A 24,548-nucleotide genomic window follows, 5' to 3' on the forward strand; every position below is an offset into this window, starting at 1 on the left:
CGAAAGAATTCCATGTTCTGGCGGGGCCTGAGGCCTGCCTTGCGAACAAAATTCCTGTTTCCTGGCCGTAGCGAGGCCTTGATGATCGAACGATCTGCCTCATAAGTCTATTCTACAAAGGTCCCGCAACGCTCGCCTCCTTCGGGGGTGGCGACGTATGGACGTGGTGCCGATCTTGAGGATCGGTCCGGAACTTTCCGCGCAGTTCCGGAGTCGCAACCCGTCCGATCGCGGACATCATTGCGGTGGGAATAGGACTAAAGCAGACGCGGGAAGCCAGCCTGCCAGGTTGATAAATCCGGCAGGTCTACTAAGCTCGGCTTGGGGTGCCTTGACTTCGTGCTGATCCGACAACGATCGAGATCAAGCGCAAGAACGGGTAGTTTGCCGATGACGAGCGCGGTGCCGGGCACCTTGGCCCTTTTGTGCTTTCTGTCCCTGACCGCCAACGCTCCGGGTGCGTTAGCCCAGCAACCGGCGGGCAACCCGAAGGAAAAGACAACCGAAATCAAGATAGGCTATTTGCGGGCCCACGCGCCGCGACTGACGCTTTCCCTGCTCGACGTGCCGCCGCGTGACGAAGGTGTCGCCGGTGCCAATGTCGCCATCGGCGACAACAACACGACCGGGAAGTTCATCAATCAGAAATTCACCCTCGACGTCACCGAGATAAAGCCGGAAGCCGACGCGGTCCAGGCATTCGACGACCTGATCGCCAAAGGCGACCGCTATGTGGTCGCGGATCTCTCGGCCAGGCAATTGCTGTCGATCGCCGACATCGCTCGCGACAAAGGTGTGCTGATCTTCAACGTCGGCGCCACCGACGACAGCCTGCGCGAAGAGGACTGCCGCATAAATGTCTTCCACATCGCGCCGACGCGAAGCATGCTCGCCGACGCGCTGGCGCAGTACCTCATGGTGAAGAAATGGCCGAACTGGGTGCTGCTCTATGGTTCGCATGAGCAGGACCACCTCTATGCCGACGCGTTGCGCCGCGCGGCAACCCGCTTCGGCGGCCAGATCGTCGCAGAAAAGGAATTCAAGGACACCGGCTCGGCGCGGCGCACCGATACTGGAGCCACGCAGATACAGCAGCAGATTTCGGTATTCACGCAAGACCTGCCGGAGCATGACGTGCTGCTTGTGGCCGATGAAAGCGAGGTGTTCGGAACCTATGTGCCCTACCGCACCTGGACGTCACGGCTGGTCGCGGGCACGGCCGGTCTTATGGCATCGTCATGGCATCCCGCGAGTGAGCAATGGGGCGGCATCCAGATGCAGAACCGCTTCCTGAAGACGACGGGCCGGAGAATGCTGTCCAAGGACATGTCGGCCTGGACGGCCGTGCGGGCCGTCGGCGAAGCGACCACGCGCACCAACGGCGACGATCCGAGAAAGATCAGCAACTACATCCGCTCGGACGATTTCTCGGTCGCCGCCTTCAAGGGACAGAAGCTCACCTTCCGCAAATGGAACCTCCAGCTTCGCCAGCCGATCCTGGTTGGCGACACCAAATCGGTCGTTTCGGCATCTCCCCAGGAGGGCTATCTCCATCAGGTCTCCGAGCTCGACACCCTGGGCATCGATCAGCCGGAAACGAAATGCGTTCTCAAGTAGCGCCAATCGGGAGGAATTCGTGCAGAGACGAGCTTGCGCACTCGCCATTCTCGCAACCGGCATCGTGACCGGCCCGGCATCGGCCTACACCGCCTATGTCTCCAACGAGAAGGACAATACCATCACCGTCGTCGATACGGCGACCATGCAGGTGGTCAAGACCGTCGACGTGGGCCAGAGACCGCGCGGCATCACCATCTCGCACGACGGCAAGTTCATCTATCTGTGCGCCAGCGACGACAATACCATCCAAATCATCGACACCGCGACGCTGCAGGTCGTCGGCACGCTGCCCTCCGGCGATGATCCCGAATTGTTCGTGCTTTCGCCCGACGGCAAGACGCTCTACGTCGCCAACGAAAATGACAATCTGATCACCGCGATCGACGTCGACAGCAACGAAGTCACGACCGAGATCCCGGTTGGCGTGGAGCCGGAAGGCATGGCCGTCAGCCCCGACGGCAAGACCATGGTCAACACTTCAGAGACCACCAGCATGGCGCATTTCATCGACACCGGGAGCCATGACGTAACCGACAACGTGCTGGTCGACACGCGCCCGCGCTTCGCCGCGTTCAAGCCCGACGGCTCGCAAGTCTGGGTCAGTGCCGAGGTCGGCGGCACCGTCAGCGTCATCGACAACGCCAAGCGCGAGGTCATGAAGAAGATCAAGTTCGCGATTCCGGGACTGCGGGCCGAAACCATCCAGCCGGTCGGCATCGCCATCAGCGCCGACGGCAAGAAAGCCTATGTCGCGCTCGGCCCGGCGAACCATGTCGCGGTGATCAACACCGAAACCTACGAGGTGGAGAAATACATCCTCGTCGGCCAGCGCGTCTGGCATCTGGACTTCACTCCCGATCACAAAACGCTGATCACCACGAACGGCAACTCCAACGACATCACTTTCATCGATACGGCGACCGACGAGCCGGTTCAGTCGGTCACCGTCGGCCAGCAGCCCTGGGGCGTTGCCATATCGCCCAATTAAGGAGCCATCCATGCAGCATGCGAGGACCGGGAAAGCGGGAGATGAGGTGGTGGCGCTCGACGTCGCCGGTGTCAGCCATTCCTATGGTCCGAAGCGGGCGCTCAACGACGTGTCGTTCTCGATCGCGCCGGCGACTTTCACCGTCCTTCTCGGCCTCAACGGTGCCGGCAAGACAACCCTGTTCTCTTTGATCAGCCACCTTTACGACACGCGCCGGGGATCGATCCGCATCTTCGGCCATGATGTCAGCCGCGCCTCCGGCGAGGCGCTCAGGCGTGTCGGCATCGTGTTCCAGGCACGCACGCTCGACCTCGATCTGAGCGTGTACCAGAACCTCTCCTATCACGCCTCGCTGCACGGCATCGGACGGCACGAAGCCCGGCAGCGCATTGCAGCGCTGCTTGGGACAGTCGACATGCAGGGCCGTGAGCATGACAAGGCACGCAGCCTTTCCGGCGGCCAGATGCGGCGCATCGAGATCGCCAGGGCGCTGCTCCACCGCCCCTCCCTGCTGCTGCTCGACGAGGCGACGGTCGGTCTCGACATCCAGTCGCGCGCGGGCATTCTTGCCACCATCCGCAAGCTGGTCGAAACCGAGGGCATCGGCGTGCTTTGGGCCACCCACTTGATCGACGAGGTTGAGGACGGCGACCATGTCGTCGTGCTGCGGCAGGGTGACCTGGTCGCCAAGGGCAAGGTGGCCGACGTCGTCAAGGCAAGCGGTGCCGGCTCGATCCGCGACGCCTTTTCGAGGCTCAGCCGCAGCGAAGCCGCCGGCATTGCGGAGACCTCACCATGAGCGCTCCCGCAATGCCGGAAAAGGTAGCCGCCGTCACGCCGGTGAAGTCCGGCGCTTTCGGTCTTCGTCACTATCTCATCTGCCTCAAAGGCATCATCGTACGGGAATGCCTGCGCTTCCTGCACCAACGCGAGCGTTTCATCTCATCGCTGGTTCGGCCGCTCGTCTGGCTGTTCATTTTTGCCGCCGGTTTCCGGCAGGTGCTCGGCGTTTCGATCATCCCGCCCTACAAGACCTACGTGCTCTACGAGGTCTACATCACCCCGGGCTTGTGCGGCATGATCCTGCTGTTCTCGGGCATGCAGTCCTCGCTATCGATGGTCTATGACCGTGAGATGGGCAATATGCGCATCCTGCTGGTCAGCCCGTTTCCCCGCTGGTACCTGCTGCTGTCGAAGATGCTCGCCGGCGTTTCCGTATCGATCGCGCAGGTTTACGCGTTCCTGATCGTTGCCTGGTTCTGGGGCGTCAAGGCGCCGCCGCTCGGCTATTTGTTCGTGCTGCCGGCGCTGTTCTTGTCGGGCATGATGCTTTGCGCGCTCGGCATGCTCTTGTCCTCGATGATCAAGCAGCTCGAAAACTTCGCCGGCATCATGAACTTCGTCATCTTTCCCGGTTATTTCGCCTCTCCGGCGCTCTACCCTTTGTGGCGCATCCAGGAAGCGAGCCCGCTGCTTTACAAGCTCTGCCTCGCCAACCCCTTCACCTATGCCGTCGAGCTGATCCGCTTCGCCTTCTACGGGCAGATCGATTGGGTGTCGCTGGGTGTCGTCACCGGCTGCACGCTGTTGTTTCTGGGAGGCGCCATCATCGCCTACGACCCTTCGCGCGGCCTGATCACCCGCAAACAGGGCACGGGAGGAAACGGCTGATGCAACGGATGAGTCTTGTTTGCAGCCTGGTTGCGGCTGCCATGCTCGTGCCAAGCGTCGGCGCCATGGCCGCGAACAGCGATCCGGACTGGCCCTGCATGCAGCGCAAGGTGCCGCAACTCTCGCTTGGCCAGGTCTGGAACGGACCGGACCTTCCGCCAGCGGCGAAGGATTGGTCGCAGGATCTTTCCGTCTCCGCCTTGGTCGAGGAGGTGGCGGCTCGCAGGCTGCCGATTGCAGACGCGCAGAAGAAGATCAGGGATTTTGCCGCCTCCCTTCCGGCTGAGCAGCTTGCGCCGAAAATGGCGATGCTCGTGCAGGGCATGTTCGACCGCATGGACGCCGAGCGTTCGCACGTGGTCTCCGGCATTTCCCGTTACGCCCACAAGCAACTCGAAATGGCCGCCGAATTGCGCAAGGAAGCGTCCGATGTCGATGCGTTGCGTGCAAAACCCGACGCGGATCAGGACGAGGTCGAGCGGCGGACCGACCAACTGAATTTCGCGACGCGAATCTTCAATGAGCGTGCGCAATCGCTGACTTACGTCTGCGACGTGCCGACGATAATCGAGCAGCGGCTTTATCAGCTGTCCAAGACTGTCTCGGAAATGCTCGCCGCGGCGAAATAGGGCCTGCTTCGAAGACGCGCCCGTCAGGTTCCCCGGCCGGGCAGCACGCGCCAGCGCTGCACGAAATAGCCAGGATGCGTCTCCAGCCAGTGGGCGACCAGCGGCTGCGCCTGCATGAAGGCCACCCCGGGATTCATGGCCAGGCCGTCCGCCATTTCCTCGCGCTGCTCGCAGGTCTGCGGCACGGCCGTCATGCAGACCATCATCACGATTGTATAAAGCATTGCCCCTTCCCCTTCGATCCCCGGACCCCACGCCCGGGACGCATAGCGATTTGCCTGCAGGGTTGGCTGCCCATCCGTCTTGCTGCGTGTGAAGCGCGTGCCCCTGCTCTTCGCACTGCAGCATAACATCGGAGCTTGCCGACCGCCATCCGCAGCGGCCCGTTGTCCACGCCCTTCTTGGACCTTTTCGCAGAATCTCGACGGGAGATATGTCAGGCGTTTCACTCCGGCTGCTTTCCGGGCGCTCCCGAATGTTGCGCTCGCACGGCTTCATTCGCTTCGGCATACGGATACAGCTTGCCGAACAGGGGCAGGTACATCGCCCCCTTGCGCATCAGAAAATCGTTGAAAGTCGCCATGGCCGGCGAGATAGCGTGATCGGTGCGCATCACCGAGAACCATTGCCGGCGAATCGGCATGCCGACCACGTCGAGAATAACAAGTCGGCCGGATTCCGTTTCCGCGGCGATGGTGTGGGCGGAGATGAAGGCGATGCCGAGACCTGCCATCACCGCCTGCTTGATCGTCTCGTTCGAGCCCATCTCGATGCCCAGATCGTCAATCCGGCCGGGTACATCGCTCAGGAATATCTCCAGCGAGATGCGCGTGCCCGAGCCAGGTTCGCGAATAAGGAAATGCTCCTCGGCGATCCGTTCCTTGGAGATGTCGCGTGCCGACGCCAGCGGATGTTCAGGCGGTGCGATAATGACCAGCGGATGATCGCCGAAGACCGAAGCGCGTACCGGAACTTCCTTGGGCGGACGCCCCATTAGCGCGATGTCGATGTTGTGATTCTTCAGATTGTCGATCGTTTCGGCGCGATTGCCGATGGCAAGCCGCATGTCGATATCGGGATGCTCCTTCATGAAGCCGGCCATGAGCCGCGGCGCGAAATATTTGGCGGTGGAAACGACGCCGAGCCTCAGGCTGCCGGTGCGCACGCCCTTGATGGCGTCCATCTCGTCTTCGAGCAGGCGAAGTCGCTCCTCGATAGCCTGCGCCGCCTCGACGAAGGCCAGCCCTGCGGTAGTGGGACGCATGCCGTCCGACGTCCGGTCGAACAAGGCCAACTGAAACTCCTCCTCCACTTGTCGCAACTGGATCGTCACCGCTGGAGGAGACAGGCCTAAGACCTTGGCCGCACTAACGATTTTCCCGTGGCTGACGATTGCCTGAATGGTCTTGAATTGCTTGAGCGTGAGATTTCTCATGCGGCATACTAAATTCTTTTTATCCTTTGAGTAAAGTTATTAAATTTTACTTATCGTTGATCGTTTGCTTTCATCCTCCAATCCGGCCTGGAAGAGATGCCGCCGGATCGGGAGGTTACGATGCCAGCGGCAACGCTCGACGCTTTTCTGAACTCCTATCTCGGCGACCCGCCGGACAAACGCCGCTCTGCCGTCGTGGCGACCGTCCGTCAGCTCACGCAGGCTGCCACCAGGGTCCGCAATGCCATCAACCAAGGGGTGCTCGGCATCGCCTTTGCCGGGACCCGCGGCGCCAAAGCCGACGGCGACGTCCAGACGGATCTCGACATTTTCGCCGACGATATCTTCCTCGACGCCATGCGCCACGCGCCGGTCGCGCTCTATGCCTCGGAGGAGCTGGAGCAGCCGGTCCTGCTCGATCGGCAAGCCCCCCTCGCCATCGCCATCGACCCGCTCGACGGCTCCTCCAACATCGACACCAATGTGTCGATCGGAACGATTTTCTCGCTCCTCCCTGCAACTGGCGCGCCGGACGCCGATCCGGCCGCCACTTTTTTGCAGGCGGGCGTGAGCATGCTGGGCGCCGGTTTCTTCATATACGGGCCGCAGCTGGCGCTCGTTCTGTCTCTCGGCAGCGGCACGCATGTCTTCGTGCATTCGACCAGGCTGGGCACCTTCGTCCAGGCCTACGAAAGCCGGATCATCCCGGAGCGGACCGAGGAGTTCGCCATCAACGCCGCCAACTACCGCCACTGGGACGAGGCCGTGCGCCTTTATGTCGACGACTGCCTGGAAGGCACCGAAGGCCCGCGGGAGAAGGACTTCAACATGCGCTGGATCGCCTCGCTTGTCGCCGACTGCTATCGTATATTGATGCGCGGCGGCGTGTTTCTGTATCCCGGCGACCAACGCAGAGGCTACCGCCAAGGCCGGCTTCGGCTCGTCTATGAGGCCAATCCGATCGCCTATCTGATCGAACAGGCGGCCGGTGCCGCGACCGATACGATCACCCGCATCCTCGAAATCGAACCCGAGAGCCTGCACCAGCGCATACCAGTGGTCTTCGGATCTGCACGCGAAGTCGCGCGGATCGCCCGCTACCACACCGAACCCAGCGCCATCGGCGAGCGTGCGCCGCTGTTCAGCCGCCGCGGACTTTTCAGGGCCTGAGCATCATGTCGGCAAAGCACCCCATCATTACGATCACGGGATCATCGGGCGCGGGCACAACCTCGGTCAAGCGCATCTTCGAGCTGATCTTCCGGCGCGAGAACATCGAGGCTGCCTTCATCGAAGGCGACGCTTTTCATCGCTACGACCGCGCGGCGATGAAGGTCGAGGTCGCCGCGCAGGAGAAGGCAGGCAATCCGAACTTCACCCACTTCCATGCCGAGGCCAACGAGCTCGAGATCCTCGAGGGGGTATTCGAGGAATATGGCCGCCGGGGGACCGGAAGGACCCGCACCTACGTCCACGACGAGGACGAGGAGAAGCTGTACGGCACACCCCCAGGGAATTTCACCGAATGGCGCGAATTCGCCCCGAGCGACCTGCTCTTCTACGAAGGGCTGCATGGCTGCGTCGTCACCGACAAGATCAACCTGGCCAGGCACGCGGACCTCAAGATCGGCGTGGTGCCGGTCATAAATCTCGAATGGATCCAGAAGATCCATCGCGACCGCGCTACGCGCGGCTATTCCACCGAGGCGGTGATGGACGTGATCCTGCGCCGCATGCCGGACTATGTCCGCTACATCGTCCCGCAATTCTCGCAGACCGCGATCAATTTCCAACGCGTGCCGATCGTCGATACGTCCAACCCGTTCATAGCGCGCTGGATTCCGACCCCCGACGAATCGATGCTGGTCATCCGCTTCGCAAATCCTCGCGGCATCGATTTCCCCTATCTGCTTTCAATGATCCACGACTCGTTCATGTCGCGGCCGAATTCCATTGTGGTGCCAGGCAACAAGCTCGACCTTGCCATGCAACTGATCCTGACGCCGCTCATCCTGCAATTGATCGAACGCCAGAAACGTGTGTCGTGAGGAGGACGCCATGACCAGCCTAGCAGCATTGAAGTCCGTTGCCGCCGCGGTCTCCGAGCGCGACATGGCGAACGCCATCCGCGCACTGGCCATGGACAGCGTGCAGAAGGCCAACTCCGGACATCCGGGCATGCCAATGGGCATGGCCGATGTCGCGACCGTGTTGTTCAGCCGCTTCATCAATATCGACCCGACTGCGCCGGACTGGCCCGATCGCGACCGCTTCGTGCTTTCAGCCGGACACGGCTCGATGCTGCAATATGCCCTGCATTACCTGCTTGGCTACGAAGACATGCCGATCGAGGAATTGCAGCGATTCCGTCAACTGGGCAGTCGCACCGCCGGACATCCGGAGCATGGCCACGCGCTTGGCATCGAGACGACGACGGGCCCGTTGGGACAAGGCATTTCGACCGCTGTCGGCATGGCGCTCGCGGAACGCATGCTTGCTGCCCGCCACGGCACCGACCTCGTCGACCACTACACCTATGTGATCGCCGGCGACGGCTGCCTGCAGGAAGGCATCAGCCACGAGGCGATCGACCTCGCAGGTCATCTGAAGCTCTCCCGGCTGATCGTCCTCTGGGACGACAATGCGATCTCCATCGACGGACCGACTTCGCTGTCGACATCGATGGATCAGCCAACCCGGTTCAAAGCCGCCGGATGGCTTGTCCAGTCGGTGGACGGCCACGACATCGAGGCCGTCGCCGCGGCAATCGAGGCCGCTCGGCAGTCGGATCGGCCCTCTCTGATCGCCTGCCGCACGGTGATCGGCAAGGGCGCGCCCAATCTGGGCGGTTCGGAGAAGACGCATGGCGCGCCGCTGGGCGATGCGGAGATTGCCGCGACGCGCGAAAACATCGGCTGGGCCTACGCACCGTTCGAGGTGCCGGACGAGATCCTTTCGGCCTGGCGCGAGATTGCCGTACGCGGGCAGGCGGCGCGGCGCGCCTGGGGGCAGCGGCTTGCCGCCTCGCCGCAACGGGAGGCCTTCGAACGCGCGATCCGCGGCAAATTGCCCGATGCGGTGTTCGAGGCCCTTGGCGCCTTCCGCAAAGAGCATGTCGAGAAGGCGACCAAGGTTGCGACGCGGAAGGCCTCCGAAATGGCGCTTGCCGCGATCAATGACGCAAACGAGTTGACGGTCGGCGGCTCCGCCGATCTCACGCATTCGAATCTGACGATCACCAAAGGCATGGATCGCATAGTGCCGGGTGGTTACGCGGGCCGCTACATTCACTACGGCATCCGCGAGCACGGCATGGCCGCGGCCATGAACGGCATCGCGCTGCATGGCGGATTCGTGCCCTACGGCGGCACCTTTCTGTGCTTCGCCGACTATGCTCGCGGGGCGATGCGGCTCTCGGCGCTCATGAGCCAGCGTGTCGTCTATGTGATGACGCATGATTCCATCGGTCTCGGCGAGGATGGCCCGACCCATCAGCCGATCGAGCACCTGGCAATGCTGCGGGCGACGCCCAACCTCAACGTCTTCCGCCCGGCCGATATCATCGAAACCGCGGAATGCTGGGAGCTGGCGCTGAAGAGCGAGACGCGGCCGAGCGTGCTGGTGCTCTCGCGCCAGAATCTGCCGATGCAGCGCCAGGCACACAGCGACGAAAACCGGTCCAGCCGGGGCGCCTACGTCTTGCGCGAGCCGTCCGCGCACCGCGCCGTGACGCTGATCGCGACCGGCTCGGAGGTCGAGATCGCCATTGCCGCCGCCGAGCGATTGGAAACCGGGCACGGCATCGCCGCCGCGATCGTCTCGATGCCGTGCTGGGAACTGTTCGAGGAACAGAATGGGGACTACCGTAAGTCCGTCCTCGGTTCTGCGCCGCGCGTCGCCGTGGAGGCGGCCGCCCGTCTCGGCTGGGATCGCTGGATCGGCGACACGGGCGCTTTTGTCGGCATGATCGGCTTCGGCGCAAGCGCCCCTGCTCCGGACCTCTACAAGCATTTCGACATCACACCCGAAGCCGTCGCTGCAACGGCGCTGAGGCTCATCATCTAGGAGGACCGACAATGGCCCGCATCACCCTTCGCCAGCTTCTCGACCATGCCGCCGAGCACGGTTATGGCGTGCCGGCATTCAACATCAACAACATGGAACAGGGCCTCGCCATCATGGAGGCTGCCAGGGCCTGCGATGCGCCAGTGATCATCCAGGCCTCGCGCGGCGCCCGTTCCTATGCCAACGACATCATGCTGGCCAAGATGATGGAAGCGTTGACCGAGATGCACCCGGCCATTCCGCTGTGCATCCATCAGGATCACGGCAACAATGAAGCCACCTGCCTTTCGGCGATCCGCCACGGCTTCACCTCGGTGATGATGGACGGGTCGTTGATGGCGGACGCCAAGACCCCGGCGAGCTACGACTACAACGTCGCCATCACCGAACGCGTCGCGCGCATGGCGCATTGGGTCGGCGCTTCCGTCGAAGGCGAGCTCGGCGTGCTCGGCTCGCTGGAAACCGGCCAGGGCGAGGCCGAGGACGGTCACGGCGCAGAGGGCGCGCTATCGCACGACCAGCTCCTAACCGATCCCGACCAGGCGGTCGACTTCGTGACCGCCACCCGCGTCGATGCGCTGGCGATCGCCTGCGGCACCTCCCACGGCGCCTACAAGTTCACGCGCAAGCCCGACGGCGACATCCTGGCCATGCAGGTGATCGAGGCGATCCACGAGAAGCTGCCGAGCACGCATCTGGTCATGCACGGTTCGTCCTCCGTGCCGCAGGAACTGCAGGACATCATCAACAAATATGGCGGCGAGATGCCCCAGACCTTTGGCGTTCCGGTCGAGGAGATCGAGCGCGGCATCCGCCACGGCGTGCGCAAGGTCAACATCGACACCGATTGCCGCATGGCCATGGCCGGGCAGTTCCGCCGCATCGCGACGCAGGATCCGCGCGAATTCGATCCGCGTAAATTCCTGAAGCCAGCCATGGACGCCTTGCGCGACCTTTGCCGCGATCGCTTCGAACGCTTCGGTACCGCGGGAAACGCCTCGAAGATCAAGGTCATCGCCATGGATGAGATGGCGAAACGCTACGCCGCGGGAAAGCTCGACCCGCAAATCGCAACCGCGAAAGCCGCCTGAGCGGCGGTCCGCCAAAAAAGGAAAGGACCAGCGCCATGCCCAACAAATCCGAAACCGTGACCGGCAAGGACCGCTACAAGTCCGGTGTCATGGAATACAAGAAGATGGGCTATTGGGAGCCCGACTACGAGCCTAACGACACCGACATCATCGCGGTATTCAGGATCACGCCTCAGGATGGTGTCGACCCGATAGAGGCCGCGGCAGCCGTCGCCGGCGAGTCCTCGACCGCAACCTGGACGGTGGTCTGGACCGACCGGTTGACGGCAACCGAAAAATACCGCGCCAAGGCCCATCGGGTCGACCCGGTGCCGAACGCACCCGGACAGTATTTCGCCTACATCGCCTATGACCTCGACCTGTTCGAGCCGGGTTCGATCGCCAATCTTTCGGCATCGATCATCGGCAATGTCTTCGGGTTCAAACCACTGAAGGCATTGCGGCTGGAAGACATGCGTTTTCCCGTCGCCTATGTGAAGACCTTCCAGGGTCCGGCGACCGGCATCGTCGTCGAGCGCGAGCGCCTCGACAAGTTCGGCCGCCCGCTGCTCGGCGCCACCGTCAAGCCGAAGCTCGGCCTTTCCGGTCGCAATTACGGCCGTGTCGTCTACGAGGCGCTGAAGGGCGGGCTCGATTTCACCAAGGACGACGAAAACATCAATTCGCAGCCCTTCATGCATTGGCGCGAGCGTTTTCTCTACTGCATGGAGGCGGTCAACAAGGCACAGGCCGAGACGGGCGAGATCAAGGGGACCTATCTCAACGTCACCGCGGCCACCATGGAGGACATGTACGAACGGGCCGACTTCGCCAAGGAACTCGGCTCCAACATCGTGATGATCGACCTCGTGATCGGCTACACGGCAATCCAGTCGATGGCGAAATGGGCTCGCAGGAACGACATGATCCTGCACCTGCATCGCGCCGGCCATTCGACCTACACACGGCAGAAGTCGCACGGCGTTTCCTTCCGCGTCATCGCCAAATGGATGCGGCTTGCCGGCGTCGACCACATCCATGCCGGCACCGTCGTCGGCAAGCTGGAAGGCGACCCGGCGACGACCAGGGGTTACTACGACATCTGCCGCGAGAACCATAACCCGATGAAGCTGGAGAACGGCATCTTCTTCGATCAGCACTGGGCATCGCTCAACAAGCTGATGCCTGTGGCATCAGGCGGCATCCACGCCGGCCAGATGCATCAGCTCATCGACCTGCTCGGCGAGGACGTGGTGCTGCAGTTCGGCGGAGGCACCATCGGCCATCCGATGGGGATCGCGGCCGGCGCTACCGCAAACAGAGTGGCTCTCGAAGCGATGATCCTCGCCCGCAACGAAGGCCGCGACTACCTGCGGGAAGGGCCTGAGATCCTCGAGCATGCCGCCCGGTCATGCCTGCCGTTGCGACAGGCGCTCGATGTCTGGAAGGACGTGACGTTCAACTACGCCTCGACCGACACGCCGGACTTTGTCCCGGTGGCAACGGCAGCTGAATGAGGAGACAGACAATGCGTATCACCCAAGGGGCCTTTTCCTTCCTGCCCGACCTGACCGACGACCAGATCCGCGCGCAGGTGCAGTATTGCATCGACAACAAATGGGCCGTCAGCCTCGAGTTCACCGACGACCCGCACCCGCGCAACACCTATTGGGACATGTGGGGCCACCCGATGTTCGACAATCCCGATGCGGCGGCGCTGATGATGGAGCTGAACGCATGCCGTAAGCTCTATGGCGACCGCTATATCCGCGTCGTCGCCTTCGATTCCTCGCAGGGCTGGGAATCGGTGAAGCTCTCCTTCATCGTCAACCGCCCGGCCGAGGAACCCGGCTATCGGCTCGAGCGGCAGGAGGCCGCGGGCCGCATGATCCGCTACACCACCAAGCCCTACGCCGCCGACAAACCGGCTGGAACGAGGTACGGCTGATCATCGGGACGTGAGGAGAATGCCATGTCGGCGCCAGCCTTTGCCGAAACGGAAGCGCCTCAAAACGCCGCCCCGGCGGCGATCGACCTGCGTGAGGAATTTGAAACTTCCGGCGTCAGGGACGTCCTGGCCGAGCTCGACCGCGATCTCATCGGGCTCGCCCCGGTCAAAAGACGCATCCGCGAGACCGCGGCGCTCCTGCTGGTCGAGCGGGCGCGCCGCCGCATGGGCCTCGCCCACGAAACGCCGACACTGCATATGAGCTTCACTGGCAATCCCGGCACCGGCAAGACGACCGTCGCATTGCGAATGGCCGACCTGCTGCATCGGCTGGGCTATATACGCAAGGGTCATCTGGTTTCGGTGACGCGCGACGACCTGGTCGGCCAGTATATCGGCCACACCGCGCCCAAGACCAAGGAAATCCTGAAGAAGGCAATGGGCGGGGTGCTGTTCATCGACGAGGCCTACTATCTCTACCGGCCGGAAAACGAACGCGATTACGGCCAGGAGGCGATCGAGATCCTGCTGCAGGTGATGGAGAACCAGCGCGATGATCTCGTGGTCATCCTCGCCGGCTACGCGCAGCGCATGGATCGCTTCTTCGAAAGCAATCCGGGATTCCGCTCGCGCATTGCCCACCACATCGACTTTCCCGACTATTCCGACGACGAGCTTCTCAGGATCGCGGAACAAATGCTCGACCAGCAAAATTACCTGTTCGACACAAAGGCAACCGCCGCGATGACCGACTACATCGCACGCCGCCGCGCGCAGCCGCATTTCGCCAATGCCCGCTCGATCCGCAACGCGCTCGACCGGGCACGGCTGAGGCAGGCGAACCGCCTGTTCGAGAGCGCCAAGGGACCGCTCGACGCAAAGGCGCTGTCGACGATCTCGGCCGAGGACATCACCGCCAGCCGGGTGTTCGCGCTAAATCCCGGGGAAGGAGAAAGCAAATGACCGGCAAGACCATCATCGCTCCTTCCGTTCTGTCGTCGGATTTCTCGCGGCTCGGCGACGAGGTCGAAGCGGTCGTGCGGGCAGGCGCCGACTGGATCCATCTCGACGTGATGGACGGGCATTTCGTGCCCAACATCACCTTCGGCCCGCCGGTGATCAAGACAATCCGCGATCGAACGGACAAGATCTTCGACTGTCATCTGATGATCGCGCCGGCCGATCCTTATCTCGCAGCTTTCGCCGATGCCGGTTGCGACATCATCACGGTGCATGCCGAGGCCGGGCCGCATCTCGACCGTTCGCTGCAGGCGATCAGGAGCCTCGGCAAGAAGGCCGGCGTGTCGCTGAATCCGTCGACGCCGGAAAGTGCCATCGAATATGTTCTCGACCGGCTCGATCTGGTGCTGTTGATGACGGTCAATCCGGGTTTCGGCGGCCAGGCCTTCATTTCGGCGGTCGTCGACAAGGTCAGGCGCGTCAAGGCGCTCGTCGGCCAACGTCCGATCGACATCGAGATCGACGGTGGCATCACGCCCGAGACAGCCCCCCTGGTTACCGCGGCCGGGGCCAATGTGCTCGTCGCCGGCTCCGCCGTCTTCAAGGGCGGCACCGAGGCTGCCTATCGCGCCAATATCGGCGCGATCAGACGGGCGGCCGACGGAGCGATCCGGCGGGCCGCGTGAACCACTTGGTCGGAGGATGATATGGCGGCAATCCCACCTGTCTGCGATTTCGGCTGGCAAGCCGTCGATGCCGTTTTGCCCGGCGTCGACGGCAAATCGCATTCGATCTTCGGCCAGGCCGGTCCCAACGGCCTGGTCGTCGCCTTCATCTGCAATCACTGCCCCTATGTGAAGGCGGTGATTTCACGCATCGTTCGTGACGCCAACGACCTCAAGGCCGAAGGGATCGGCTTTGTCGCGATCAACTCCAATGATGCCGACGCCTATCCGGACGATTCCTTCGACAACATGAAGCTCTTCGCCAGGGCGAATGGCTTCACCTTCCCGTACCTCCACGACGTGTCGCAGGCAGTGGCGCGCGCCTATGGAGCCGTGTGCACGCCGGATTTCTTCGGCCTCAACGTCGAGTTGACGCTGCAATATCGTGGCCGGCTGGACGCATCGCGACGGGACGCCGGGCCGCCCGGGCTGAGGCGCGATCTGTTCGAGGCGATGAAGCAGGTTGCCCGAACCGGTGACGGACCGCGTGACCAGATCGCTTCGATCGGCTGCTCGATCAAATGGAAGGAGGCGGCATGAATGTCGGCGCAAGCAGACCGTTTCGGTCTCCGAAGGCGATCCTGTTCGATCTCGACGGCACGCTGGTCGATTCGGCGCCCGACATCGCGGCGGCCGTGAACGAGTTGCTGGCCGGCCGCGACCTGCCGCCGCTGCGCGTGGATCAGGTCAAGGCAATGATCGGCGGCGGCGTCGGGAAGCTGGTCGAGCGGGCCTTCGCGGCTTCAGGGTCACCGCTTCTCGGCAGCGCGCTCGAGGAGGCCAACCGCGTCATGGCGCCGATCTACCGCAGGCATCTGACCGGCCTGACGAGGCTTATGCCTGGCGTCAGGGAGGTTCTCACGCACTTCCACCTGAGCGGAATGGCCCTGGGCGTTGCTACCAACAAGCCGCAATTGGCGACCCGCGAAATCCTGCTGCATTTCCACTTGACGGAATATCTCGGCGCGATCGTCGGCGGAGACGCGGTGACATTCCTGAAACCGGCGCCCGACGCTCTGCTGCTGGCGCTCGACCAGCTTGGCGTCGAACCCACCGAAACGTGGATGGTGGGAGACAGCAGCAGCGACGTCGGCGCCGCGCGCGCCGCCGGCATGCCCGTCGTTCTGCTGCGCGGCGGCTACACCCAGGTCCCCGTCGAAGAGCTTGGCGCAGACCTTGTCTGCGACAGCCTGCTCGATCTGCCTTCCGCGATGCAGAGGCTGCGTGCCGTTGCCTGAACGGCAGCGTCGATTACGGAGGCAGTCGCCGGCCGATCGTAAATCGAACGGCCGGCGAAGCCGTTACTTACTTCGAGAACTGCTTGAGATAGGCGATGACGTTGGCCACGTCCTTGTCGTCCTTGAGGCCGGCAAACGCCATCTTTGTGCCTTTCACCATGGCCTTTGGATCATGGAGATAGGTCGTCAGCGTCGGTTCGTCCCATTTGACGCCGGATTTTCCAGCCGCAACCATGGCCTGGGAATAGCTGAAACCCGGATGCGTGCCGGCCGTTCGGCCGATGACGCCGTTCAATGACGGACCAACCTTGTTCTGGTCCTTGTCCGCCACGTGGCAGACCTTGCATTTGGTGAAGACCTTCTCACCCGCCGCGGCATCCTGGGCATGGGATTGGTTCGTGATGAAAGTCGCGAAGAATACGACGGCGAAAAATGCGATAGCGCGCATGGCATTTCCTCATTGATCGTCAAGATGCCCCGGATGATTTGCATGCCATTGCTTTGACAAAGTCAACCGTACAATGGTCCAGCGCAACTCTGGCACCGAAGAGAGCCGCCCTGTACTTTCGCCTTTGTTGACGGCCTTGGGGCGAGCGCGTAGCTTCAGGTCATTCCGGTTTCCCATGGGCACCTCGGGAACCCGGTCGGGCTGAATTTGTCCAGGCTGAGATTTGCCCGGGCGATGGGGCGGATTTCGCCAGAGCGGGCGTCTTTACGCGCGCGAGGTGCTGAATGAATATGGTCGACCTCATATTGACGGTTTGCCTGAGTGCCAATCCCGGCAATTGCCGAGACGAGCATCTCTATTTCGAGAGCCGCGGCTCTCTGTTCCAATGCATGATGCTGGCGCCCAGCGAGATCGCGAAGTGGTCGCAGAAACATCCGACCTTCAAGGTCAGGCGCTGGAAATGCGCTTTCCCGAAGAAGGACAGGGCGATCTGACCGGCGCCCCCCTGGTTGTTGCAGTCTCGGGAGGAGACATCATGGTTTCGCGGCGGGAAACGCTCCGTCTGGCAGCCCTTGGAACGGCCGCGATACTTGCCTCACATCCCGTTGCCGCCTCCGCCGCGTCCAAAGTTCGCATTGGCGTGTTGAGGTTCGGCACGGTGAGCTGGGAGCTCGATACGCTGAAGGAACACAAGTTCGACGCGACCAACGGGATCGATCTGGAAGTCGTCTATTTCGCCGGCGAGGATGCGACCAATGTCGCGATACTGGCCGGCGCGATCGACATGATCGTGACCGATTGGCTGTGGGTCTCGCGCCAGCGTTCGGACGGCGGCGACCTCACATTGGCCCCCTATTCGACGGCCGTCGGGGCGATCATGGTGAAGGAGGCTTCGCTGATACGGACAATCGCCGACCTCAAGGGAAAGAAGATCGGCGTCGCCGGCGGGGCCCTCGACAAAAGCTGGCTGCTGATACAGGCGCTGGCCAGGCGCGATCACGGCCTCGACCTGCCGGCAACCAGCGATGTCGTCTTTGCCGCGCCGCCGCTGATTTCGGAAAAGGCGATACAGGGCGAGCTCGATGCGGTGCTCAATTTCTGGCATTTTTGCGCCCGCCTCGAGGCCAACGGCTTTCGTCGGCTGATCGGTGCCGAAGATGCGGAGAAAGCGCTCGGAGCTTCTGGCCCGGTGTCCGCGCTCGGCTATGTATTCCATGACAAATGGGCGAACGAAAATCCGGACGCCGTGCGCGGCTTCCTCAAGGCTTCCGCGCAGGCCAAGGATCTGCTGGCTAGGTCCGACGAAGAGTGGCTGCGTCTTGCGCCGATTGTCCGGGCAGAAGGCAAGGAACTGGCAAAGCTGCGCGACCGCTATCGAGAGGGCATCCCCAGGCGGCCGGTCGCCGAGGAAGCGGCCGATGCCGGCAGGCTCTATCGGGTGCTGGCCGTGATCGGCGGCGAAAAGCTGGTCGGTAGCACGCCGGAGATGGCGCCGGGCACGTTCTGGCAGGAGCCCCCGAAATGACCGCAAGGGACACCGGCGGTCGCACGCTTGGCGACACAACCGACATTTCCAGCCGTTCCGGCCCTGCAGCGACGCTGATACCCGCACTGACGGTGACGATCTCCCTGCTCGGGCTTTGCCTCCTGTGGAGCTTGGCGGCGAATGCCTGGCCGAGCCGTGCCTTTCCCGGGCCGGGACAGGTCTGGCAGGTATTGCTGAAAGAGGCGGCGAGCGGCGACCTTTTCTACCATCTCGGCGCTACCCTCGGCCGGGTTGCCGCGGCTTACGTCGTCGCGATTATCGTCGGATCGGTGATCGGCATTCTTCTAGGCAGCCACCGCGGCGCGGACCGGTTCTTCAGTCCCTGGGTGATCCTGTTCCTCAATATCCCCGCGCTGGTGATCATCGTGCTGGCCTACATCTGGTTCGGCCTCAACGAGGTGGCGGCGATAGGCGCGGTTGCCGTGAACAAGATCCCGAATGTCGTGGTGACCATGCGCGAGGGCGCCAGGGCGCTGGACCCGAGTTACGCCGAAATGGCGGCTGTCTACCGCTTCGGTCCCCTTGACCGCGTTCGCCATGTCCTGCTGCCGCAACTGCAGCCTTATCTGGCCGCGGCCTCGCGTTCCGGCATCGCCCTGATCTGGAAGATCGTTCTGGTGGTCGAGCTGCTCGGCCGCTCCAATGGCGTCGGCTTCCAGATCTATCTCTATTTCCAGCTTTTCGACGTCGCTGCCATTCTTGCCTATACGCTAGCCTTCGTGGCGGTGATGCTTGTCATCGAACTTCTTCTGGTGCAGCCCGTTGAACGACATGCAACCCGTTGGCGCCGCCGTCCCGCTTAGGGTCGACATCGCCGAGAAGACCTTCAGGTCCGCGCACGGCGTCTCGGTCACGGCGCTTAAAGATCTTTCCTTCGAGGTCCGGCAAGGCGAATTCGCTTGCCTGCTCGGGCCGTCGGGCTGCGGCAAGACCACGACGCTGCGTATCCTGCTTGGGCTCGACAGGCAGTTTTCCGGCTCCTTCCAGCTGCCCGAAGGCGGCTCGCGCCGCATCGCCGCCGTGTTCCAGGAGCCCACCCTGCTGCCCTGGCGGACAGTCGAGCAGAATGTCAGGCTGGCGCTGCCGAAGAGCTTGCGAGCCAAAAATCTCGACGGGCTGTTCAACGCTCTCGGCCTTGCCGGCATGCGCTCGCTCTATCCGGCGGAGCTTTCACTCGGCCTTGCGCGCAGGGCGGCGCTTGCCAGGGCCTTCGCTACCGAACCGGCGATGCTTTTCCTGGACGAACCCTTTGTCTCGCTCGACGGGCGGACCGCCGAGCAGCTCCGGCGCCTGCTTTTGACCGTGTGGTCTGCGCGGCCCACGACCGCCCTGATGGTGACGCACAATCTGACCGAGGCCCTGATGCTGTCGGACCGCATCATCGTGCTCTCGCCCCGACCAGCTCATGTGCTCGGCATGTTCGACATAGGGCTGCCGCGGCAAGATCGTAATCCGCAGGCGATGAGCGCACTCTTGCGGTCATTCCACCAGAAATTTCCGGGCGTGACCTGATCGCCCTCAAGCTTAGAAGCAGCGCACGTCGGCTTCCGCCTGCGCACGCTTCAACTCCGTGCGCGCGGCTTTCGCCGGCGCGCTTTCGCGAAACAGGCCTGCATTCTCGCCTGTCGTCAGGGACATGCTCTTGAAGGTCTCGGCCCTCTCATAATGATCGTAAGGGAGGATCGAGGCGATGACATCGATCGAGCAGGAACAACTCTCCAGCGCCTGACGTGTCCGGCCATTCGTCTGCATGCAGCCGAGCACATAGTCGACAATCGTCGCCGTCGGATAGTCTCCCGCGGCGCCGGCTGGGTTGGCAAAGACCGGCGTCGATGCAAGGAGGAGCGACAGGATCGAAAATCCAACATTTCTGTCCATCAGAATTCCTCCTGTTGCCTGGGCGCGAGACAGCGAGACAGCATCGTCGCGCCCAGTTGGCGACATGCCGCAAGCCCGGTCAACCTCTCACCGCCTCCATATAGGACCAAAGGAGGAATGCCCTGCGTGCCGGCAGCAGCGGTTCAGGGCAGCCTCACGACCCGCCCCGCACTCGTCTCCCCAGGCTATTTTCACACCTCGCTCACTACCGGCAACCAAAGAGGGCACCGGCAAGCGCGTCGGTAAAATATGACGAAATAAAATCAAACCATATCACATGGGAAATACGGAGAAGGTTAGAATTTTATATATATGAGGAGCTGCAGACGACCATTCGGTGTCGCGGCGCTGGGGGTCGTCTTTATTTTTCTTCTATATACTGCATTGCAGCATCAACATGCTGCAATGCAAAATCTCCGCGGGGGTTTTTTCTTGCCTGGCATTTTGCAATGACATAGCCTGACCACATTTCCGGCTTCAAGGACGTCGCTGTGAATAGGGAGCGGCGGCAGTCTTTCGTAGGCCAATCGGGCGGGTGCAGGCTGGGCTGAACTGTAGTAGAGGAAAGAAACATTCCTCTGCTTGGATTAGTCTAGGTCGTGACACGCTGCCGGAAATACTTCCCAAATTGAATCGCTTGGACAAGCCTTGCGGGGCTTAACGATCGATTTCTCGTTGTGAACCTGGGAGGATTTGATGCGCGCACTTACCCAAGCTACCTACATCGTAACGGCCTCCGCGCTGCTGTCGTTCGGTGCGCTCTATACGGCGTCAGCCAACGAAGAGCTCGCGAAAATGGCCAAAAACCCGAAAGACTGGGTGATGCAGACGGGGGATTACGCCAACACCCGCTATTCCAAGCTCAAGCAGATCAACAAGGAGAATGTGAAGAACCTGCAGGTCAAGTGGACCTTCTCGACCGGCGTGCTGCGCGGCCATGAAGGCGGGCCACTGATCATCGGCGATGTGATGTATGTCCACGCGCCGTTCCCGAACACCGTCTACGCTCTCGATCTCAACAATGACGGAAAGATCCTCTGGAAATACGAGCCCAAGCAAGACACCAACGTCATTCCGATCATGTGCTGCGACACCGTCAATCGTGGCGTCGCCTATGGTGACGGCAAGATCATTCTCAACCAGGCCGACACCACCGTCGTCGCGCTCGATGCCAAGACCGGCAAGGTCGTGTGGTCGGTCAAGAACGGCGAAGAGACCAACGGCGGAAAAGGCGAATCCGGTACGTCGGCGCCCGTTGTCGTCAAGGACAAGGTTCTGGTCGGTGTCTCCGGCGCGGAATTCGGCGTCCGCGGCTGGCTGGCCGCTTACAATCTGAAGGACGGCAAGCTCGCCTGGAAGGCCTATTCGGAAGGTCCGGATGCAGAGACCCTCATCGATCCCGAAAAGACCACGCAACTCGGCAAGCCGGTGGGAAAGGACTCGGGCACGAACACCTGGGAAGGCGAACAGTGGAAGACGGGCGGCGGCACGACATGGGGATGGTATTCCTATGATCCCAAGCTGAACCTCGTCTACTACGGCACCGGCAATCCCTCGACGTGGAACCCGGTTCAGCGCCCGGGAGACAATCGCTGGTCGATGACCATGTTCGCCCGCGATGCCGACACCGGCATGGCCAAATGGGTCTACCAGATGACCCCGCATGACGAATGGGACTTTGACGGCGTCAACGAGATGATTCTCGTCGACGACATGGAAGTCAAAGGCAAGAAGCACGACGTGCTGGTGCATTTCGACCGTAACGGCTTTGCCTACACTATGGATCGCGCCACCGGCGAGCTTCTCGTTGCCAAGAAGTACGATCCGGCGGTGAACTGGGCGACTGAAGTCAACATGGACCCCAAGAGCGACCAGTACGGACGCCCCCAGGTCGTGGCCAAATATTCGACCCAGCAGAACGGCGAAGACACCAACTCGACGGGCATCTGCCCGGCGGCGCTTGGAACCAAGGACCAGCAGCCGGCTGCCTATTCGCCGAAGACCGGGCTGTTCTACGTGCCGACCAACCATGTCTGCATGGACTACGAGCCTTACAAGGTTGGCTACACGGCCGGCCAGCCTTATGTGGGCGCCACCGTGTCGATGTATCCGGCCCCCGGCAGCGACAAAATGGGCAACTTCATCGCCTGGGATGCCGCCAAGGGTGAGATCGTCTGGTCGAAGCCGGAGCAGTTCTCGGTATGGTCGGGCGCGCTGGCGACGGCTGGCGACGTCATCTTCTATGGCACGCTCGAAGGCTACATCAAGGCGGTCGATGAGAAGGGCAAGGAACTCTATAAGTTCAAGACCCCGTCCGGCATCATCGGCAATGTCACGCCCTTCGAGCATGACGGCAAGCAGTACATCGCCGTTCTGTCCGGCGTCGGCGGATGGGCCGGTATCGGTCTGGCAGGCGGACTGCTGTCGCCTGACAACGCCGCTGCCTGGCATGGCGCCGTCGATCAGGGCCGTAAGCAAGGCGATCAGGCCGCGGTCGTTGGTACTGCTGGTCTGGGAGCCGTCGGCGGCTACGCAGCGCTCGCCGACTACACCACGCTGGGCGGCCAGCTCACTGTCTTCGGTCTTCCGGACTGATATCCGGGAACGGCCTTAAAAGACTGAAGGCTCGAAAATATGAGAGAGCCCGGACACCGGAAACCACCGCCGGGCTCTCGATCCCGCCGCGCACCCGAACATCGATCGATGCCGCTTCGCGACGGCCAACCCTTGTCCTTAACAAAAGAAGGAAGCGTCTGAATGTCTGCTCGCATTGCAATTTCCGCCCTCGCCCTGGCTCTTCTGCCTCTGGCCAGCTCTAATCTGGCCTGGGCTGAAGACAGCGCCGAAAAAGCCAAGGCGGTGAAGGAAGACGGCGGCAAGTATTTGGACGCGGATGGAAACCCGACCTATAAGATCGAAAACGGAACCGTGGATTGGTATACGTTCAGCGGCTACCGCCGCTATCACTCGGACTGCCATGTCTGTCACGGACAGGACGGAACGGGTTCGAGCTATGCGCCGGCCCTGGCCAACAGCCTGAAAAACATCGACTACTCCACTTTTCTCTCGATCGTGGCCCAGGGCCGCAAGAATACCGGCAGCGGCAAGGAAAACGTCATGCCTGCCTTTGGCGACAACAAAAACGTCTATTGCTACATGGACGACCTCTACGTCTATCTGCGCGCCCGTGCCGATGGCGTGGCGCCCCGCGGCAGGCCGCCCAAGCACGAAGACAAGCCCAAGGCGGCGAAAGACGCAGAAGCGTCCTGCATGGGTGGATGACATGACCGGCCGCGACGCATCGAAGCTGCGCGTTATCCTGCCGATCCTCGGCGCGGTCGCTTTGTTGCCGTCGAACGTCGAGGCGCAGGGCGCAGGTCTCGGGGCTGCCGGGGAATTGGTCGATCCGGACATCCTGCGCGTCTGCGCCGACCCTTCGAACATGCCTTTCACCGACCAGGACGGCCAGGGCTTCGAAAACAAGCTGGCCGAGCTGGTTGCCAGGAAGACGGGGCGGAAGTCGGTCGCCTACACGTGGTTTCCGACCGTCATCGGCTTCGTGCGCAACACGCTTGCAGCCAACCGATGCGACATCATCATAGGCTATGCCCAAGGTGACGAGCTGGTGCAGAACACCAACGCCTACTATCGCTCCTCTTATGTGCTCGTGCATCCGAAGGGCGACGATCTGGAGGGGGTTGAGACCATCGAGGATCCGAGACTCGCCGGCAAGAGGATCGGTGTCGTCGAACGCACGCCGCCGACCGCCAACATGGCCGCCAACAAACTCTTGCGAACAGCAAAAATCTACCCGCTGGCCGTCGATACGCGCGTCACCCCGTCGATGGGAGAGGTTGTGATCAAGGACATGCTCGCCGGCAAGATCGATGCGGCGATTCTGTGGGGGCCGATGGCAGGCTACTATGCCAAGCAACTCGGGGCCAATGTCGCGATCGTCCCGCTGGTCAAGGAAAAGACCGGCTCGCGCATGAGCTACCGCATCACCATGGGAGTACGTCCATCCGACCAGGAATGGAAGCGCACGCTCAACAAGGTGATCCGAGAGAACCAGGCGGAGATCAACAAGCTCCTGCTCGACTACAACGTGCCGCTGATCGACGAACATGACAACCCGATCACGTCGACGCCGGGGTGAGCTTGATCGGCACGAACGGAACAGGTGATGGAGGGAAGGAACCGATCTTTGAGGCAGAAGTTGTTGCTGTTTTCTCGTTTGTTTTTTGGCTGTTTGAGAACCCAGTGTTTCATTTGTCCATTTTGAGAGGTGATGGACGAGCCATTGCATCGCCCGCAATGGCGCTAACGA

At 62.0% G+C, this 24,548-nt stretch carries 26 protein-coding genes; 22 read left to right on the forward strand and 4 right to left on the reverse strand.

The features are described from left to right. The first annotated feature begins 390 nt into the window (after window positions 1-390). Genes EH240_RS20295 through EH240_RS20315 form a run of 5 tightly spaced genes read left to right on the forward strand, consistent with a single transcriptional unit; the run spans window position 391 to window position 4,908 of the window. Window positions 391-1,617 carry an ABC transporter substrate-binding protein gene (locus tag EH240_RS20295; protein WP_125001892.1) on the forward strand — a complete coding sequence of 409 codons (1,227 nt, stop codon included), beginning with the start codon at window positions 391-393 and terminating at the stop codon, window positions 1,615-1,617. Window positions 1,618-1,636: 19 nt separating this feature from the next. Next, on the forward strand, window positions 1,637-2,608 hold the full coding sequence (locus tag EH240_RS20300; protein WP_125001895.1) for a PQQ-dependent catabolism-associated beta-propeller protein: 972 nt from the start codon (window positions 1,637-1,639) through the stop codon (window positions 2,606-2,608). A gap of 10 nt (window positions 2,609-2,618) precedes the next feature. Beyond that, a complete protein-coding gene (locus EH240_RS20305; protein WP_125001898.1) occupies window positions 2,619-3,407 on the forward strand; it encodes an ATP-binding cassette domain-containing protein in 789 nt (262 codons plus the stop codon). Beyond that, on the forward strand, window positions 3,404-4,279 hold the full coding sequence (locus EH240_RS20310) for an ABC transporter permease (protein ID WP_125001901.1): 876 nt from the start codon (window positions 3,404-3,406) through the stop codon (window positions 4,277-4,279). The genes EH240_RS20305 and EH240_RS20310 overlap by 4 nt, the downstream gene beginning before the upstream one ends. Next, window positions 4,279-4,908 carry a hypothetical protein gene (locus tag EH240_RS20315; RefSeq protein ID WP_125001904.1) on the forward strand — a complete coding sequence of 210 codons (630 nt, stop codon included), beginning with the start codon at window positions 4,279-4,281 and terminating at the stop codon, window positions 4,906-4,908. Before EH240_RS20310 ends, EH240_RS20315 begins: the two co-directional genes overlap by 1 nt. Window positions 4,909-4,931: 23 nt before the next feature. On the opposite strand, the gene EH240_RS20320 is transcribed toward EH240_RS20315, so the two are convergent. Beyond that, window positions 4,932-5,132, reverse strand: coding sequence for a hypothetical protein (locus EH240_RS20320; RefSeq protein WP_125001907.1), 201 nt, complete (start codon window positions 5,130-5,132; stop codon window positions 4,932-4,934). Window positions 5,133-5,353: 221 nt separating this feature from the next. Continuing rightward, window positions 5,354-6,343 (reverse strand): LysR family transcriptional regulator, encoded by a 990-nt coding sequence (locus tag EH240_RS20325; RefSeq protein WP_125001910.1) that lies wholly within the window; start codon window positions 6,341-6,343, stop codon window positions 5,354-5,356. Between the two features lie 120 nt (window positions 6,344-6,463). Between EH240_RS20325 and EH240_RS20330 the strand changes: the two genes are divergently transcribed. From EH240_RS20330 to gph, 10 genes are read left to right on the forward strand one after another with little or no spacing between them, the layout of a single operon-like run. Further along, on the forward strand, window positions 6,464-7,513 hold the full coding sequence (locus EH240_RS20330) for a class 1 fructose-bisphosphatase (RefSeq protein WP_125001913.1): 1,050 nt from the start codon (window positions 6,464-6,466) through the stop codon (window positions 7,511-7,513). A gap of 5 nt (window positions 7,514-7,518) precedes the next feature. Next, the gene (locus EH240_RS20335) at window positions 7,519-8,391 is read left to right on the forward strand and encodes a phosphoribulokinase (RefSeq protein WP_125001916.1); all 873 of its coding nucleotides are present in this window, start codon (window positions 7,519-7,521) and stop codon (window positions 8,389-8,391) included. A gap of 10 nt (window positions 8,392-8,401) precedes the next feature. Beyond that, the gene (gene tkt / locus EH240_RS20340; RefSeq protein WP_125001918.1) at window positions 8,402-10,408 is read left to right on the forward strand and encodes a transketolase; all 2,007 of its coding nucleotides are present in this window, start codon (window positions 8,402-8,404) and stop codon (window positions 10,406-10,408) included. Between the two features lie 11 nt (window positions 10,409-10,419). After that, the gene (gene fba, locus EH240_RS20345; RefSeq protein ID WP_125001921.1) at window positions 10,420-11,499 is read left to right on the forward strand and encodes a class II fructose-bisphosphate aldolase; all 1,080 of its coding nucleotides are present in this window, start codon (window positions 10,420-10,422) and stop codon (window positions 11,497-11,499) included. A 35-nt stretch (window positions 11,500-11,534) separates the two neighbouring features. Further along, window positions 11,535-12,995 (forward strand): form I ribulose bisphosphate carboxylase large subunit, encoded by a 1,461-nt coding sequence (locus EH240_RS20350; RefSeq protein ID WP_125001923.1) that lies wholly within the window; start codon window positions 11,535-11,537, stop codon window positions 12,993-12,995. A gap of 11 nt (window positions 12,996-13,006) precedes the next feature. Continuing rightward, window positions 13,007-13,426, forward strand: coding sequence for a ribulose bisphosphate carboxylase small subunit (locus EH240_RS20355; protein WP_125001925.1), 420 nt, complete (start codon window positions 13,007-13,009; stop codon window positions 13,424-13,426). A 24-nt stretch (window positions 13,427-13,450) separates the two neighbouring features. After that, on the forward strand, window positions 13,451-14,389 hold the full coding sequence (cbbX, locus tag EH240_RS20360) for a CbbX protein (RefSeq protein ID WP_125001927.1): 939 nt from the start codon (window positions 13,451-13,453) through the stop codon (window positions 14,387-14,389). Beyond that, on the forward strand, window positions 14,386-15,072 hold the full coding sequence (gene rpe, locus EH240_RS20365; protein ID WP_125001929.1) for a ribulose-phosphate 3-epimerase: 687 nt from the start codon (window positions 14,386-14,388) through the stop codon (window positions 15,070-15,072). Before cbbX ends, rpe begins: the two co-directional genes overlap by 4 nt. 21 nt (window positions 15,073-15,093) lie before the next feature. Beyond that, window positions 15,094-15,651: a thioredoxin family protein gene (locus EH240_RS20370; protein ID WP_125001931.1), complete on the forward strand. Its 558-nt coding sequence runs from the start codon at window positions 15,094-15,096 to the stop codon at window positions 15,649-15,651. After that, a complete protein-coding gene (gene gph / locus EH240_RS20375; protein ID WP_125001933.1) occupies window positions 15,648-16,349 on the forward strand; it encodes a phosphoglycolate phosphatase in 702 nt (233 codons plus the stop codon). The genes EH240_RS20370 and gph overlap by 4 nt, the downstream gene beginning before the upstream one ends. A 67-nt stretch (window positions 16,350-16,416) precedes the next feature. Here the strand turns inward: gph and EH240_RS20380 are convergent, their stop codons facing one another. Next, window positions 16,417-16,797, reverse strand: a complete 381-nt coding sequence (locus EH240_RS20380) for a c-type cytochrome (protein ID WP_125001935.1) — start codon at window positions 16,795-16,797, stop codon at window positions 16,417-16,419. Window positions 16,798-17,081: 284 nt separating this feature from the next. Here EH240_RS20380 and EH240_RS20385 point away from each other — a divergent pair, with 284 nt between their 5' ends. The 4 genes from EH240_RS20385 to EH240_RS20400 are packed head-to-tail and all read left to right on the forward strand — an operon-like array spanning window position 17,082 to window position 19,855. Then, window positions 17,082-17,291: a hypothetical protein gene (locus EH240_RS20385; protein WP_125001937.1), complete on the forward strand. Its 210-nt coding sequence runs from the start codon at window positions 17,082-17,084 to the stop codon at window positions 17,289-17,291. A gap of 38 nt (window positions 17,292-17,329) precedes the next feature. Further along, window positions 17,330-18,322 carry an ABC transporter substrate-binding protein gene (locus EH240_RS20390; protein WP_125002041.1) on the forward strand — a complete coding sequence of 331 codons (993 nt, stop codon included), beginning with the start codon at window positions 17,330-17,332 and terminating at the stop codon, window positions 18,320-18,322. Then, complete coding sequence (locus EH240_RS20395) at window positions 18,319-19,146, forward strand: ABC transporter permease (protein ID WP_125001939.1); 828 nt, start codon at window positions 18,319-18,321, stop codon at window positions 19,144-19,146. The genes EH240_RS20390 and EH240_RS20395 overlap by 4 nt, the downstream gene beginning before the upstream one ends. Next, window positions 19,115-19,855 (forward strand): ABC transporter ATP-binding protein, encoded by a 741-nt coding sequence (locus EH240_RS20400; RefSeq protein ID WP_125002043.1) that lies wholly within the window; start codon window positions 19,115-19,117, stop codon window positions 19,853-19,855. Before EH240_RS20395 ends, EH240_RS20400 begins: the two co-directional genes overlap by 32 nt. Window positions 19,856-19,867: 12 nt before the next feature. Here the strand turns inward: EH240_RS20400 and EH240_RS20405 are convergent, their stop codons facing one another. Then, the gene (locus EH240_RS20405; RefSeq protein WP_125001941.1) at window positions 19,868-20,221 is read right to left on the reverse strand and encodes a hypothetical protein; all 354 of its coding nucleotides are present in this window, start codon (window positions 20,219-20,221) and stop codon (window positions 19,868-19,870) included. Window positions 20,222-20,917: 696 nt separating this feature from the next. Between EH240_RS20405 and EH240_RS20410 the strand changes: the two genes are divergently transcribed. The 3 genes from EH240_RS20410 to EH240_RS20420 all read left to right on the forward strand — a co-directional run bounded on the left by EH240_RS20410 (window position 20,918) and on the right by EH240_RS20420 (window position 24,377). Beyond that, window positions 20,918-22,816, forward strand: a complete 1,899-nt coding sequence (locus tag EH240_RS20410; protein WP_125001943.1) for a methanol/ethanol family PQQ-dependent dehydrogenase — start codon at window positions 20,918-20,920, stop codon at window positions 22,814-22,816. A 162-nt stretch (window positions 22,817-22,978) separates the two neighbouring features. Beyond that, window positions 22,979-23,503 carry a c-type cytochrome, methanol metabolism-related gene (locus EH240_RS20415; RefSeq protein ID WP_125001945.1) on the forward strand — a complete coding sequence of 175 codons (525 nt, stop codon included), beginning with the start codon at window positions 22,979-22,981 and terminating at the stop codon, window positions 23,501-23,503. A 1-nt stretch (window position 23,504) separates the two neighbouring features. Further along, window positions 23,505-24,377: a substrate-binding domain-containing protein gene (locus EH240_RS20420; protein WP_167484086.1), complete on the forward strand. Its 873-nt coding sequence runs from the start codon at window positions 23,505-23,507 to the stop codon at window positions 24,375-24,377. The last annotated feature ends 171 nt before the right edge of the window (window positions 24,378-24,548 follow it).

This window comes from Mesorhizobium tamadayense, from assembly GCF_003863365.1.
Classification (GTDB): Bacteria; Pseudomonadota; Alphaproteobacteria; order Rhizobiales; family Rhizobiaceae; genus Mesorhizobium; species Mesorhizobium tamadayense.